This is a genomic window from Amycolatopsis palatopharyngis (genome assembly GCF_003385185.1).
In the GTDB taxonomy this organism is placed as follows: domain Bacteria; phylum Actinomycetota; class Actinomycetes; order Mycobacteriales; family Pseudonocardiaceae; genus Amycolatopsis; species Amycolatopsis palatopharyngis.
Genome location: NZ_PQHZ01000003.1, coordinates 1 through 13,011, shown reverse-complemented (window position 1 = coordinate 13,011; position 13,011 = coordinate 1). Strand labels below are relative to the sequence as shown.

Annotated in this window: 20 protein-coding genes; 12 read left to right on the top strand and 8 right to left on the bottom strand. The window is 65.5% G+C overall.

Going from position 1 to position 13,011, the window contains the following annotated elements:
• Nucleotides 1-127 precede the first annotated feature (127 nt).
• From D0C15_RS02705 to D0C15_RS02690, 4 genes are read left to right on the top strand one after another with little or no spacing between them, the layout of a single operon-like run.
• Nucleotides 128-1,012, top strand: a complete 885-nt coding sequence (locus D0C15_RS02705) for an SIS domain-containing protein (RefSeq protein WP_245975525.1) — start codon at nucleotides 128-130, stop codon at nucleotides 1,010-1,012.
• Nucleotides 1,009-1,914 carry an ROK family protein gene (locus tag D0C15_RS02700; RefSeq protein ID WP_116040726.1) on the top strand — a complete coding sequence of 302 codons (906 nt, stop codon included), beginning with the start codon at nucleotides 1,009-1,011 and terminating at the stop codon, nucleotides 1,912-1,914. The genes D0C15_RS02705 and D0C15_RS02700 overlap by 4 nt, the downstream gene beginning before the upstream one ends.
• Nucleotides 1,914-2,849, top strand: a complete 936-nt coding sequence (locus D0C15_RS02695) for a 1-phosphofructokinase family hexose kinase (protein WP_116040725.1) — start codon at nucleotides 1,914-1,916, stop codon at nucleotides 2,847-2,849. The genes D0C15_RS02700 and D0C15_RS02695 overlap by 1 nt, the downstream gene beginning before the upstream one ends.
• The gene (locus D0C15_RS02690) at nucleotides 2,827-3,660 is read left to right on the top strand and encodes a class II fructose-bisphosphate aldolase (RefSeq protein ID WP_116040724.1); all 834 of its coding nucleotides are present in this window, start codon (nucleotides 2,827-2,829) and stop codon (nucleotides 3,658-3,660) included. Before D0C15_RS02695 ends, D0C15_RS02690 begins: the two co-directional genes overlap by 23 nt.
• Nucleotides 3,661-3,869: 209 nt before the next feature.
• Here D0C15_RS02690 and D0C15_RS02685 read toward each other — a convergent pair whose 3' ends face one another.
• The 6 genes from D0C15_RS02685 to D0C15_RS02660 all read right to left on the bottom strand — a co-directional run bounded on the left by D0C15_RS02685 (nucleotide 3,870) and on the right by D0C15_RS02660 (nucleotide 9,624).
• Complete coding sequence (locus D0C15_RS02685; RefSeq protein ID WP_116040723.1) at nucleotides 3,870-5,330, bottom strand: Gfo/Idh/MocA family protein; 1,461 nt, start codon at nucleotides 5,328-5,330, stop codon at nucleotides 3,870-3,872.
• Between the two features lie 87 nt (nucleotides 5,331-5,417).
• The gene (locus D0C15_RS02680) at nucleotides 5,418-6,257 is read right to left on the bottom strand and encodes a carbohydrate ABC transporter permease (RefSeq protein ID WP_116040722.1); all 840 of its coding nucleotides are present in this window, start codon (nucleotides 6,255-6,257) and stop codon (nucleotides 5,418-5,420) included.
• A 4-nt stretch (nucleotides 6,258-6,261) separates the two neighbouring features.
• Nucleotides 6,262-7,152, bottom strand: a complete 891-nt coding sequence (locus tag D0C15_RS02675; RefSeq protein WP_116040721.1) for a carbohydrate ABC transporter permease — start codon at nucleotides 7,150-7,152, stop codon at nucleotides 6,262-6,264.
• 25 nt (nucleotides 7,153-7,177) lie between these two features.
• The gene (locus tag D0C15_RS02670; RefSeq protein ID WP_245975524.1) at nucleotides 7,178-8,431 is read right to left on the bottom strand and encodes an extracellular solute-binding protein; all 1,254 of its coding nucleotides are present in this window, start codon (nucleotides 8,429-8,431) and stop codon (nucleotides 7,178-7,180) included.
• Between the two features lie 131 nt (nucleotides 8,432-8,562).
• On the bottom strand, nucleotides 8,563-8,751 hold the full coding sequence (locus D0C15_RS02665; RefSeq protein WP_116040719.1) for a hypothetical protein: 189 nt from the start codon (nucleotides 8,749-8,751) through the stop codon (nucleotides 8,563-8,565).
• Between the two features lie 114 nt (nucleotides 8,752-8,865).
• A complete protein-coding gene (locus D0C15_RS02660) occupies nucleotides 8,866-9,624 on the bottom strand; it encodes a GntR family transcriptional regulator (protein WP_116040718.1) in 759 nt (252 codons plus the stop codon).
• A gap of 159 nt (nucleotides 9,625-9,783) precedes the next feature.
• Between D0C15_RS02660 and D0C15_RS02655 the strand changes: the two genes are divergently transcribed.
• From D0C15_RS02655 to D0C15_RS02645, 6 genes are all read left to right on the top strand, one after another.
• The gene (locus D0C15_RS02655; protein ID WP_116040717.1) at nucleotides 9,784-10,029 is read left to right on the top strand and encodes an HC3 family zinc finger protein; all 246 of its coding nucleotides are present in this window, start codon (nucleotides 9,784-9,786) and stop codon (nucleotides 10,027-10,029) included.
• Complete coding sequence (locus tag D0C15_RS33920) at nucleotides 10,026-10,163, top strand: hypothetical protein (RefSeq protein ID WP_162829874.1); 138 nt, start codon at nucleotides 10,026-10,028, stop codon at nucleotides 10,161-10,163. The genes D0C15_RS02655 and D0C15_RS33920 overlap by 4 nt, the downstream gene beginning before the upstream one ends.
• A gap of 239 nt (nucleotides 10,164-10,402) precedes the next feature.
• Nucleotides 10,403-10,621 carry a hypothetical protein gene (locus D0C15_RS02650; protein ID WP_116040716.1) on the top strand — a complete coding sequence of 73 codons (219 nt, stop codon included), beginning with the start codon at nucleotides 10,403-10,405 and terminating at the stop codon, nucleotides 10,619-10,621.
• Nucleotides 10,618-10,779 (top strand): hypothetical protein, encoded by a 162-nt coding sequence (locus D0C15_RS33915; protein WP_162829873.1) that lies wholly within the window; start codon nucleotides 10,618-10,620, stop codon nucleotides 10,777-10,779. The genes D0C15_RS02650 and D0C15_RS33915 overlap by 4 nt, the downstream gene beginning before the upstream one ends.
• Nucleotides 10,776-10,898 (top strand): hypothetical protein, encoded by a 123-nt coding sequence (locus D0C15_RS35395; RefSeq protein WP_281270649.1) that lies wholly within the window; start codon nucleotides 10,776-10,778, stop codon nucleotides 10,896-10,898. Before D0C15_RS33915 ends, D0C15_RS35395 begins: the two co-directional genes overlap by 4 nt.
• A gap of 50 nt (nucleotides 10,899-10,948) precedes the next feature.
• The gene (locus D0C15_RS02645; protein WP_116040715.1) at nucleotides 10,949-11,155 is read left to right on the top strand and encodes a hypothetical protein; all 207 of its coding nucleotides are present in this window, start codon (nucleotides 10,949-10,951) and stop codon (nucleotides 11,153-11,155) included.
• Between the two features lie 70 nt (nucleotides 11,156-11,225).
• On the opposite strand, the gene D0C15_RS02640 is transcribed toward D0C15_RS02645, so the two are convergent.
• Both D0C15_RS02640 and D0C15_RS02635 read right to left on the bottom strand, forming a co-directional pair.
• Complete coding sequence (locus D0C15_RS02640) at nucleotides 11,226-11,426, bottom strand: DUF397 domain-containing protein (RefSeq protein WP_116040714.1); 201 nt, start codon at nucleotides 11,424-11,426, stop codon at nucleotides 11,226-11,228.
• Nucleotides 11,408-12,244 (bottom strand): helix-turn-helix domain-containing protein, encoded by an 837-nt coding sequence (locus D0C15_RS02635; RefSeq protein WP_116040713.1) that lies wholly within the window; start codon nucleotides 12,242-12,244, stop codon nucleotides 11,408-11,410. The genes D0C15_RS02640 and D0C15_RS02635 overlap by 19 nt, the downstream gene beginning before the upstream one ends.
• 137 nt (nucleotides 12,245-12,381) lie before the next feature.
• Between D0C15_RS02635 and D0C15_RS02630 the strand changes: the two genes are divergently transcribed.
• Both D0C15_RS02630 and D0C15_RS02625 read left to right on the top strand, forming a co-directional pair.
• Complete coding sequence (locus D0C15_RS02630) at nucleotides 12,382-12,612, top strand: hypothetical protein (protein WP_116040712.1); 231 nt, start codon at nucleotides 12,382-12,384, stop codon at nucleotides 12,610-12,612.
• Complete coding sequence (locus tag D0C15_RS02625; protein ID WP_116040711.1) at nucleotides 12,609-12,848, top strand: HC3 family zinc finger protein; 240 nt, start codon at nucleotides 12,609-12,611, stop codon at nucleotides 12,846-12,848. Before D0C15_RS02630 ends, D0C15_RS02625 begins: the two co-directional genes overlap by 4 nt.
• The last annotated feature ends 163 nt before the right edge of the window (nucleotides 12,849-13,011 follow it).

The following is a 13,011-nucleotide window of genomic DNA, read 5'->3' as shown; positions in this document are numbered from 1 at the left end:
GGACAGCGATGCACACAACGAACGTCGAACTGCGCAAAGATGATTGTTTGTGGTGTTGTTCGATCAGTTTACTCCAGGTATGGTCGTTGTGTGCATCGCTGTCTGCCAACCGAAGGGGTCTCGCCCAGTGAGTGACCATGTCAGCGCCGAGATCGTGAGTCAGCCGGACCTCTGGCGGCGCGCCGCCGGTCTGGCGCGCGGGGTCTCCGACGCGCTTCCCCAGGCGGGCGAGAGGGTCGCGGTCGTCGGCTGCGGTACGTCCTGGTTCATGGCGATGGCGTACGCGGCACTACGCGAAGAAGCCGGAATCGGCGAGACGGACGCCTTCGCGGCGTCGGAGATGCCGACCGGCCGCCGCTACGACCGGATCGTGGCGATCACCAGGTCCGGCACGACGACCGAGGTGCTTCAACTGCTCCGGCGGGAAAGCACACCGAGTGTCGCGCTGACGGCGGTCGCCGACGCGCCGATTCGCGATGTCGCCACACACCTGATTCCGCTCCGTTTCGCTGACGAACGGTCGGTCGTGCAGACCCGCTTCGCCACGACCACCCTCGCACTGCTGCGCGCCAGCCTCGGCCATGACATGGACACCGCGGCGGTGGACGCCGAGAAGGCACTGCAGCTCCCGGTGGCGAGCCATCTCGACGCACCGCAGGTCACCTTTCTCGGTCGTGGATGGACGGTCGGGCTGGCTCACGAGGCCGCCCTGAAGACAAGAGAGGCGGCACAGTTCTGGGCGGAGGCCTACCCGGCCATGGACTACCGCCACGGCCCGATCGCGATCGCGGAACCCGGACGGCTCGTCTGGAACTTCGGCGAGCCCATCGAAGGACTCGCCGACGACGTCGCCGCGACCGGGGCGTCACTGGTGACCAGCGACCTGGACCCATTGGCGCAACTGGTGATCGCGCAGCGGTTCGCGGTCGCGCTGGCACATCGCCGGGGCCTCGATCCCGATCGACCACGGCACCTGTCCAGGTCGGTGGTCCTGCCCACGGCGCAGCCGTGACACAGGTCTGTGCCATCGATGTAGGTGGCACCACGGTCAAGGCCGGAATTCTCGACGACCACGGCCAGCTCCTGCACACGACCACGGCACCCACCCCCATCGGACGGGACAGTGACGCCCGAGCCGTCGTCGACCTGGTTTCCACCCTCGCCAACCAACTGTCGGATCGGCACGGCGCCGCCGCGGTCGGCGTCGTCGTGCCGGGGATCGTCGACGAAGCGCGTGGACTCGGCGTGTGGTCGCAGAACCTTGGCTGGCGCGATGTACCGATGCGCGAACTGCTCGCCGAGCGCATCGGGGCACCCGTGGCGTTCGGGCATGACGTGCGCGCGGGCGGGCTCGCGGAGGCCCGGCTCGGCGCGGGACGCGGTCACGAGAGCCTTCTCTTCCTGCCGGTCGGCACCGGAATCGCGGCCGCGATCGTTCTCGACGGCCGCTGCTACTCCGCGGGCGGCTGGGCCGGCGAGATAGGGCACGTCGACGTCGGTTATGAACAGTCGTGCTACTGCGGCCTCCGAGGGTGCCTTGAGGCAGTGTCCTCCGGAGCGGCGATCGCCCGCCGTTACGCCGCGAAGGCCGGTCGCAGGCCCGCGGGCGCCGCCGAGGTGGCCGCACTGGCACTGAGCGGTGACGTCGTGGCGGAATCGGTCTGGTCGGACGCGATCGGCGGTCTGGCCCACGCTCTCGCGTGGAGCGCGAGCGTGCTGGCCCCCGGGGTGATCGTGCTGGGCGGAGGCCTGGCGGATGCCGGGCAGCGACGTCTGCTGAACCCGCTACGTGAGAGGCTCGCGGCCCGGCTGAGCTACCAGCGGGTCCCCGAAGTTGTGCCAGCCGAGCTGGGTGACCGGGCCGGTTGCGTGGGCGCCGGGCTGATGGCCTTCGACCTGCTGGAGAGTCGCTGATGATTCTTACCGTCACGCTCAACGCCGCACTCGACGTGACCTACCCGGTCACGTCGCTGATGCCGGGCTCCTCGCACCTTGTCGAACGACCACATGAGCGGGCGGGCGGCAAAGGGGTCAATGTCGCGCGTGTACTGGAGCACTTCGGCCTGCCGGTACTCGCCACGGGATTGGCCGGTGGCATCAGCGGTGACGCACTACGGGCCGATCTGGACAAGGCACGGATCCGGCATAGTTTCTCCGCCATCGCCGGCGAATCACGGCGAACTGTGACCGTCGTATCCGCCGACACCGCTGAGGCCACCGCCTTCAATGAGCGCGGTCCGGTTGTGTCCACAAGGGAGTGGCAGGACTTCATCGACTACTTCGACGACGCGGTACGTGCCGCGACTGTGGTGGTCTGTTCTGGCAGCCTCCCACCAGGGCTGCCCGTGGACGCCTACGGTCAATTGTGCCTGCGTGCGCGCAATCACGGCGTTCCCTCTATTGTGGACACCAGCGGACCCGCTCTGTCCGCTGCCGTCGGAGCCGGCCCTGCCCTGACCAAACCCAACGGTGTCGAGTTGCGGGCCACCACCGGATCTCCCGATCCCCACGAGGGAGCACGGCGGCTGCTCGCCGGCGGCGCTGAGGCCGTCGTGGTCTCGCTCGGCCCGGACGGCCTGCTCGGCGTGACGCTCGACGAGGCATGGCAGGCCCGTCCGCCCGCACGGATCTCCGGCAACCCGACCGGTGCGGGCGACGCCTGCGTGGCGGCGCTCGCGGCGGATTTCGTGACGGGGGTGAGGTGGCCCGGCACGTTGCGGACTGCCGTGGCCTGGTCTGCGGCTGCCGTACCGGCGCCCTACGCCGGTGACATCGACGACGAGACGTACCGAGAGGTCATCGACCTCGTTCAGCTCAAGGAGATTCATGACCCGCACAGCGACCGGTGACATCGTGGGCTCTGCCCGCGACCGGGGACGCGGAGTAGGCGCGTTCAACGTGATCCAGCTCGAGAGCGCGGAGGCGATCATCTCCGGCGCCGAGAACGTGGGTCTTCCAGTACTGCTGCAGATCAGCGAGAACTGCGTCCGGTACCACGGTGCGCTGGAGCCCGTCGCGGCCGCGACACTCGCCGCGGCTCGTGCGGCACGGGTACCCGTCGGAGTCCACCTCGACCACGCCGAGTCCACTGAACTGGTCTACGAGGCGGTCGAACTGGGATTCACCTCCGTCATGTTCGACGGCGCCAAACTCGACTACGACGACAACATCCGGCTGACCCGCGAGGTCACCCGTGCATGCCATGAAAAGGGCGTCTGGGTCGAAGCCGAACTGGGCGAAGTCGGCGGCAAGGACGGGGCCCACGCACCCGGGGTGCGAACCGATCCCGCCGAGGCCGAGAAGTTCGTCGCGGACACCGGAGTCGACGCCCTCGCGGTGGCCGTGGGGTCCTCGCACGCCATGCTCAGTCGTGACGCGGCACTCGACTTCGACCTCATCGCCCGCCTGCACGACGCCGTCCCCGTGCCTCTCGTACTACACGGCTCGTCCGGAGTCAGCAACGCGGCTCTGACGAAGGCGGTGAAGGCGGGGATGACCAAGATCAACGTATCGACACATCTCAACAAGGTGTTCACGGCAGCGGTCCGCGAATACCTCGCCGCCAATCCCAGTGCGGTCGATACCCGCAAGTATCTGGGTGCGGGCCGCGAGGCAATGGCCGCGGAGGTTTCGGCGCTGCTGCGAACCATCTCGGGCTAGCCAGACCCCCGGCCCGGCCCACCCCTCTCGCACTTTCCCGGGAAAGTGCGAGATCAGGCGTGGCGCGAGCTCTGCGAGCGCGCGCTTTCCCGGGAAAGTGCGACCGGCACATACACACGGAGAATCGGATCATCTGGCGCCGATAAGGACCGGAACCCTGGCGGGAGCTCGTGGACGAGCTCCCGCCAGAGCCCTACTGGGTCAGCTCCTCAGCCGCCAGCTCGCGCGCCACGTCGCCCCGTGGCGGCCACCTTCACCTGCTCACTTGACTCCGGACGGTCTCGGGAGAGTCCCTGTCGCTCCTCCTCCCAGTGTCCCCGCGTGAAGTCGGGGACCTTCACCGCCCGGCTGCCGGCCGTCAGAGATTTCTCGCTGAGCTCGATCACCGCGCACCACGCGGCGGAGTCGTACACATCGATGTCCGGCGTGAGCCCGAGGCGCATCAGCTGGATCGTCCGGAAGATCGAGATGAAGTCACCACCCCCGTGACCGCCGTACTCCTCCGCTGAGTCCCCGATGTCCTTCCACAGCCAGTGGTCGTACTCGGCGAACTCACTGCCGAATGAGCGCCAGGAATGGTTGTTGTGCCCGAGGGTCTCCAGGTAGATCCCGAGGTTCTCGTCCCAGACGCCGCGCGTTCCGACCAAAGTGGTCCTGCGCGTGTAGGGGTGCGGCGTGGTGACCTCGTGCTCCACCCGGATGAACCGGCCGTTGACTGTCTGGATGAAACAGGTGTTGCGATCACCGGAGATGTACTTCTCGCCCCACGACGGATGGTCGGGCGGCATGTTCTCCTCGCGGTAGAGCGCCAGTCCCATAGCCGGGGACGCGATCGACACCAGCCGGTCGAAACGGTCGCCTCGGTTGATGTCCATCGCCGCGCTGATCGGCCCCAGGCCGTGCATCGGATAGTGACTCGCGTTCATTCGCGTGTGCCACAAGCGGCGCCAGCCCTCGGGGTAATAGGCGCCGTGGAACATGTAGGGATCGCGGAGATCGTGCACATAACCGCCGGAGCCGTGCAGCAGATCACCGAAGAGACCCTGTTTGGACATCATCAGCGCGCGCAGCTCGGGACGGAAGTAGCAAACGTTCTCCAGGAGCATGCAGTGCTTGCGAGTGCGCTCCGATGTCCGCACCAGGTCCCAGATCTCGTTCAGGTACGGCGCGATCGGCAGTTCGACGACAACGTGTTTACCGTGCTCCATCGCCGCCTTTGCCATGGGATGGTGCCATTCCCACGGCGTCGCCACGTAGACGAGGTCGATATCGTCACGCTTCAGGAGGTTGAGATAGTCCTCCTCGCCGTTGGCATAGATCGCCGGACGCGTCTGGCCACTCTCCTGCACGATTCGATCCGCCGCCTGTTCGGCTTGGCCTCGGCGGATATCCGCGATCGCCGTCACCGTCGAGACCGCGGCCCATCGACGGGCCTGCCCCAGACCGCGGTTGCCGACTCCCACCAGGCCAACGCGAACCTCATCGAAGCCCTCGAACGGAACGTTCGTCATCGTGCCCTCGCGGCCGGTCCTGGCCGGCTCGGGCGAGGACAGCTCGTCGGCTGCTGCGGGTAGCCCGCTGGCGAAGCCAAGCCCAGCGGCTGCCCCCAGCAAACCGCTTGACCGCAGGACGGTCCGCCGGGACGGCCCGCTGTTGGTGGATGACGGCATTGACATCACTTCCTTGATCGAAGATGACACTTTTAGCCGGACATCAATCAGTATCAAGCATCCGAAGGTGTTATAGCAAGGGTGGAATCACTTCACGCTGCCGGCAGTGAGACCGGCGACGAGCCTGCGCTCGATCAACGCGAAAAGGATCACGACGGGAACGATGCCGACCACGGACACGCCGAAGACGTACTGCCAAGACGTGGAGTACTGGCCGACAAATTTCGTCAGCGCGACCGACAACGGCTGGTTCTCGGCGGTGGTCAGAATGACCAGGCTCGCCGCGAACTCGTTCCAGCAGGCTACGAACGTGAAGATGATCGCGGTGACGATTCCCGGCCAGACCAGTGGCAGTATCACGGTGCGCAATGTCTGCATTCGCGTGGCGCCGTCCAGGGCCGCGGCCTCTTCTATCTCTTTCGGCACCCCGGCGAAGAACGAATGCATGATCCACACCGCGAACGACAGATTGAATGCCGCGTTGACCAGGATCATGGCAAGCCAGGTGTCGTGAATGCCGAGAGTGAAGAACTCCCGGAACAGACCAGCGGCCAGCACGGTCGGCTGCAGCATCTGGGTGACCAGGACCAGCAGCAGGAACACGAGCTTGCCGGGAAATCTGTGTCGCGCGCTGTAGTACGCCGCAGGCATGGCCACCGCGAGAACGAGCAGTGTGGCGCATACGGAGATCACGATCGTACTGACCATGTTGTACGGCAGTGGTGTCTCCGGCGTACTCCACATGTCGAAGTAGTTCTCTGGATGCCATTCCGTCGGCAGGTACGTCGGCGGCACCGACAGGATCTCGGATCTGGTCTTGAACGACCCGATGATCATGACCAGATACGGCGCGAGAAAGAACAACGCAACCGCCAGGCCGGCAACGGACAACAGCCAGCGTGGCCTTCGGGCCCCACTGAGGGACATCCGGTCAGTCCTCTCTCATTGGTCGGACCGCGCGCAGGTAGACAAGGATGATCACCAGCACGAGCGCGAAGTTGACGACACTCAACGCACTCGCGGTGTCGACCTGGCGGTCGGCCTGGATGAACTTGAAGATCAACGTCGTGGTCGTGTCCGCGTCGTACCCGGGCAGGCTCCCGGTGAGGGTGCGCAGGATCGGCAGCGAGTTGAACACGTTGATGATGTTGATGATCGCCGCGACCGCGAGCGCGGAACGCAGATTCGGCAGAACCACGTTGAAGTAGGTGCGCGTCGGGCTCGCGCCGTCGATCTGCGCCGCCTCGAGAATCTCATGTGGAATCGCCTGGAGGCCTGCGAGCAGTGTGTAAGTGGTGAACGGTAGCGAAACGAAAACTGCCGTTGCCATCGATACCACGAAAGCAGAGACCGGGTTCTTCGTGAAGCCGTACGGCTGGTCGAGAATTCCGATGTCGACGAGCGCCTGGTTGATGACGCCGTAGAACGGATCCAGTCCATAGTAGAAGACGATCGAGGTCATCACGACGCTCGAGGCCCATGGCACGATCACCGCAAGCCGGACCAGCCGTCGCCCCGGAAAAGCCTTGTTCAACAACTGGGCGAGCGCGAGGGACACGAGCACGGTGACGGCAACCACGCCGACCACCCAGATCACGGTGTTGATCAGCACCTGCGGGAGCGCTTCGAAGTCGAGCAATCGCCGGTAGTTCTCGAGTCCCGCGGGACCGCGATCAGTGCCGAACTCCGACAGGTCCCGCAGCGAGGTCCAGACCATGTAACCGGCCGGGAAGAGCACGATCGTGACGATCAGCAGAAGCGTGGGCGTTATCCATGGCAGCGCCGCCACCACGGACCGTCTCTTCCCGGCCTGCTTGAGCATGTTCTTCGATCTCCGCAGTTGAGTGTCAGGCTGCCGCGTCGGCCTTGGCCTGGATGGCGGACAGCACCTCATCGGCGGACTTGCCCTGACCGATCTGACCCACCAGTGTCTGGAACGCGCCCTGAGTCGCCGACCAAGCGGGGTTCGTGCTCGGATAGAACTGAGCCTCGGGCAGGGCATCGAGGAACACTTGCAGATCGGGATTGTCTAGCTTCTCGGACGCGGATGTGGTCACCGGCAGGAAGTTCTCGGTCTTCACGAAGTTCGTGTAGACCTCGGTCGAGTAGAAGTAGTCCAGGAAGGTCGTAATCGCCTCCTGCTTGTCACCGTCGTTCTTGAACGCCATCAGGTGATCGGCCACGCCGAGGGTCACCGGCGAGCCGTCCGCGGTGGGAATCGGCGCCAGCTCGAGATCGAGCTCCGGATTCTCCTGCTCGATCTGGGCGACCGTGGGCGGTAGCGCCTCGATGAACCCGATCTTGCCCTGGACGAAAACGTTGATCAGCGGAGTCCGGTCGGTCGCACCGGGGTTCGGCTGGGTGGCCTTCTCGTCGATCATCGTCTTCATGAACTCGACGGCCTCGACGGCCTCGGGGGTGTTCACCGTGATCTTGCCGCTGTCACCCCAGTTCGCGCCGTTGCCGAACGCCCAGATGGACGTCTCGGCCTGCGCCTCCTCGCTGCCGAGCGGCATACCGTATCCGCTGATGCCACCACCGAGCGCGCTGATCTTCTTCGAGGCATCGAGCAGTTCCTGCCACGTCTCGGGGATCTTGGTGACGCCGGCCTGCTCCATGAGGCTCCGGTTCACGAACAAGGTACGAGCCGACGCGATGAGCGGCAGGCCGTACTGGGTGCCGTCGATCGAGGCGTTCTCGGCGAACGCCGGGAGGAAGTCCGCTGCCGTCTGCTCGGAGAGCACCTCGGATGCCTGGTAGAGCAGGTCATCACCGGCGAAGCCGGCGAACGCGTCGATATTGAGGATGTCGGGAGCCTCGCCGGCTTGCACCTTGGTCCGAACGACGTCGTTGATATTGTCCCATGACTGCACGTCCAGCTTCACGTCGATATCGGGGTTCTCGGCCGTGAAGTCCTTGATGATCCCGTCCCACAGACTTTTCGTGGCGTCGCTGTACGAGGGCACCAGCAGATCCAGCGTGGTGCCGCCGCCGGCCTCGTCGCTGGCACCGCCGAAGCCGCAGGCGCTTGCCACCAGGCCCATGCTGAGCGCGATCGCCCCAAAACGGCCCGCGCGAAGCATCCTTCTCGTGTTCCTCACGATTCCGCCTCTCCTCGGAGCATCTCCACACCGAGAGTGATTGATTGCGCGTGATTTAGGTACGTTTCGCGCACATTCTGTCGTGACAGGGATCATCGTCGGACACAGGCCACTAGGTCAAGAGTTGATACCTAGTCGTTTTCGGCGGCAAGCACCCGAACCGCGACGAGCGACAGCGGGTCGTTCGCCACGCAACCGCTCCCACTCGTATCCGCCACCGGATCCGACGGTGGCGATCCGTGTGTTCTCGCCGGCCAGGTCCGGCATCCGAGCGCCATGATGCGCGAGTTCTTACGCGCGGTGGCGGCTGTGATCGTCATGGATTCTGGCTCCGCATCGTCCGCCTCCCACGAGAACCTGACGAACAAGCACCATTACAAGGTCATGCGGCCCCTGGCGGTGGACGCACCAGGGGCCGCATGCCGCTCGGGCAATCAGTCAGCGAGCCACTCGTATGACAGCTCGTACCGGTCGGCGGGCAACACCATGTCGTTGACTTCCAACGCCCGATCCTCCCCGTGCGCCACACGAGTGACGGCCACGACGGGAACACCGGAGCGGAGCTGAAGTGCAGCGGCCTCCTCCGGAGTCGGCATTCGAGCCCCGACATGCTCCACGAAGCGAAGGATGGTGCGGCCCGTGTCCTCCAAGCGGGCGTACGTCCCACCGGCTCCGGTATCGACCTGCTCGATGGCGGTGTCACGCGTCAGTTCGCGCGGCAGGCGCGACACGGCGAGTTGAACCACCAGTCCGTTGGCCCGCATCACCCGGTCTCTCACGGTTACCTCGTCACCGGGCTCGATACCGAGATACTCGGCCGTGCGGTCGTCGGCCTCCTCGAACCTGACCTTGACCGACGTCGACGGGGTGAATCCGCGTGTGGCGGCGTCAGCGAGAAACGCACCCTGGTTCCGATCACGCGCTTCTTTGGAGAGCCGCGACCTGGCCAGCCGGTGGATCGCGGCCGGCGGCCGGACGAACACGCCCTTGCCGTGTTCTGCCACGACGATGCCCTCGGCGCGCAGCACGCTCACCGCATCGCGAATCGTCGGCCTCGAAACACCGTAGGCCTCCACCAGTTCACGTTCACTGGGCAGTTGCGCGCCGGGCGCGTACTGCTCGCTGGTGATCTTCGCTCGGAGGTCGGCAGCTACCTGCCGGAAGGCGGGAACGCCGCTTGTTCGATCCACCATGGCACCCATTCTCCACACGTCTTGACCAGTAGTACCACTGCTGCCATTGTAATACTGGTAAGGACGAGTTGACCAGTGAGTGGATATGCGTACACCGGTGTGGCGGACGAAGGTCCGTGGGGAGGCGCGCACCGCGGCCGGGCGTGAGCGGGGACGGCGATGACGCTGCGCTGGCAGCAGGCCGAACGGAAACGGCACGCACTCGACATGAACCCGGCCAACCGGCCGCGACCGGGCGAGCGATTCCGCGCACTGTGCGGCGCCGAGGTCACCCCGACACGGCTGGACTTCCAGGAACTCGGCGGCCACTGGCACGCCCCGACCTGCTGGCACTGCGACCACGAATGGCGGGTGATCGAACACTTCCCCGCCAACGAGATCCCACCCCTGCCGGTGGGCAGGTGAACGTGGTGGACAACGACGGCCTGCGCAACACCTACACCAACGCCAAGGGTGAACAGATCGACCTCGACACCTTGCTGCCGGTGGACGACGAAACCGACGAGGACGACCAAAGATCTCCCGGACGGCGGGAGTGACGAAAGCAGCGGATCTCTGGCGGGATTGGGGGTGTCCGTGTTTGGGCAGAAAAAAGCCCCAGGCCAATGGCCTGGGGCGAGTGCTCCCCCGGTTGGACTCGAACCAACAACCCTCCGGGTATCGCTCCGTCGGTCATCTCAAGTCACGTCATGTCGCTGACCTGCCAGGTCAGAGTGTTGCGTCGTCATCTCATGTCACCTCAATTCGCCTAAAGTCACCTGGTTTTCGTGCAGTTAATGTGCGATTCCACCAGCGTCTCCGCGCCTATCTCTGGCCCTCCGCTGGCCAGTCCACCCACGCCCGCGTCGTCGACTCTCGCGGCTGGCGAATCGCCCGCATCTTCGCCTACCCGATCCTCGCCGGTCTCGCCGTCGTGATCTTCACCGGCTTCAGTAACCCCACCCTGATGCACTCCGAGATCACGCCCGAGGGCGCACAGGTGGTGACCGTCCGATGATGGAGGAAGAGTACGCGCGACTGATTGGCCAGGTCGCTTTCCTGGCCGGGTACTACGACTACCGGGGGTCTGTGCCTGTCGAACTGCTCCAGGTGGCGCTCAACGATGGCGACGTGCGCCAGGCAGTGAAGGACCACGCGAAGGCGGAGGGCACATGATCCGCCGGTTCTTCCGCACCGTCGCCGACGTGATCGTGACGATCGGCGTGCACCTCGGCATCGTCCGCTGGCCGAAGGATGAGCCCAAAGAGTCGGGCCGGCCGGGTAACGACCAGTGACACCGCAACGAGTAATAGACGACAACCAAACCGAACACGAGGAGAGGGCCATGCCAGAAGTCACGAGGCAGGACAAGCTTCGAGCGCTAGCAAGCATCGTCCTCAACGGGTTCTTCGTGCTGCTCGTAGGCGGCGCAATATTGTTCTTCGTCGTGATGGTGATCCACGGCATCGGCTCCGGCTCAGGCGCCACACTCGGGCTGGCGATCGTCGCCCTGCTGGCCGTGATCGCCTGGAAGCTGCCGAAGAAGCGCTGACCCCTGCTGGCATACGAGAGCGGCCCCCCGGTGTGTGCGTGACACCGGGGGGCCGCTGTTGGTTGTCGGGCTAGCCTCGCTTCACCTGGTCGGTGAAGGCCCGCCATCCAGCCGACGGTAGAACGAGGTGCCCGCCCTCACGGTCCTTCGTGTCGCGGACCCCGATGGACTGGCCGTGGGCCACCTCAACGCATTGCGACTGCCCACCGCTGTAGCTCGACTTGCGCCACGTGTCGGTGGAGTGCGGTATCTTCACTGTGTTGTCTCCCATTCCGTGATGACATCGGCGATGAGCCCCATGGATTCGGCGGGGTTCATCGCCGTGTCACGAAGGGTATCCGCCGCCGCCTGGTAGCGAGCAACCGTCTTTGCGTCAGTGATCGTGGACGCGGCGCTGAAGTGCTCCAGGTGCACGACCGGTTTGGCCCGGTCGAACTCGATCAACCCCCACCCGCCGGTCAACGCCGACGGGGTAGGGCGATCTAGTGGCAGCACCTGGATCGTGATGTTCGACAGGGCCGACAGCTTCTCCAGCTCGCGTAGCTGCTCCAGCATCACCTCTCGGCCGCATAGTGGGTAGCGCAGCGCGGCCTCCCCGATGATCGCGGTGAACCGCTTCGGTGGGGACTCGGTGAGCACCTGCCGCCGCCCCAACCGGACGAGAGCGCGCTGATCCGCTTCACCGGAGGTGGCACCGAACGCCACCATCACCGCCCGGGCGTAGGGGCCGGTCTGCAACAGTCCTGGTATCAACTGTGGTTCGACCTCGGTGATGCTGCGGGCGGTGCGCTCGTACTCCGCCAACGCGGCCAACTGCCGATCAACACCGGGTGCGATCCAGTTGGGGTCGGCTGCGTCGCGCGCCAGTTCGAGCAGCCGGTCCCGTTCGGGGCCGGTGACGTTCAGGACCGCGAGGACGGTGGCCACGTCGGTTTCGCTGGGGATCAGCCGGCCGGTTTCCCAGCGGGAGATGTGGGAGCTGCTTCGGCCGGTGCGTTTGCCCAGTTCACGGGTGGTGAGTGTGCCGCGTAGTTGGCGGAGTTCGGCGCCGAGTGCGCGGGCGCGGGGGGTGTCAGCGCTGCTAGCCATGCAGCAGATGGTAGGCGGTCACGGTGCGTTTACGCCCTGTCATACGATCGGAGTATTGCACGGTTGCTGCATGCAGCGGATAGTTAATCGTGCAGCGCTCGAAGATGCAGGACCGAAGCCTACCGGGGAGGCCGAGCATGGGAAAACCGGAGTGGCAGACCGCCAACCTCGTCGACGGGCGCACCGCAGCCGGGAGGCGTATCCCCATCAAGACCGGGGTCGTCACGCTGAACGGTGTGGAGTACTTCGCGGTTGCGATCGACGACGCGCCACCGCTGATCGTCGACGTCGAGGACGGGAAGCGGCTGGCCGCGAACATCTACGTGGGACTGGCCGAGAAGGACAAGCGCGACCGGGAGCAGCAATGACTCTCCGTTGGCAGCAGGCCGAAGGGCGGCGGCACGCGCTCGACATCGACCCCTACACCCGGCCCCGACCGGGCGAGCAGTTCCGGGCCCTGTGCGGCGACGAGGTCACCCCGCAACGCCAAGACTTCCACGAACTCGGCGGGAAATGGCTGGACCCCACCTGCCCACTGTGTGACCACGTGTGGCGCGAGATCGAACACTTCCCCGCCAACGAGATCCCCGCGGTGTCGCCATGAGCGTGTACGTGAACGACCGGGGCGAGGCACGAGACATCGGCCCGGACGGCTGGCCCATCGACGACGAAGACGAAGACGACTAGATCTCCCGGTCGGCGCGGGTGAGCGCCGCCAGCCTCCAATCCCCCAGAGCTGGCAGCGCATTCCCCTCCCCCGCCCCCGC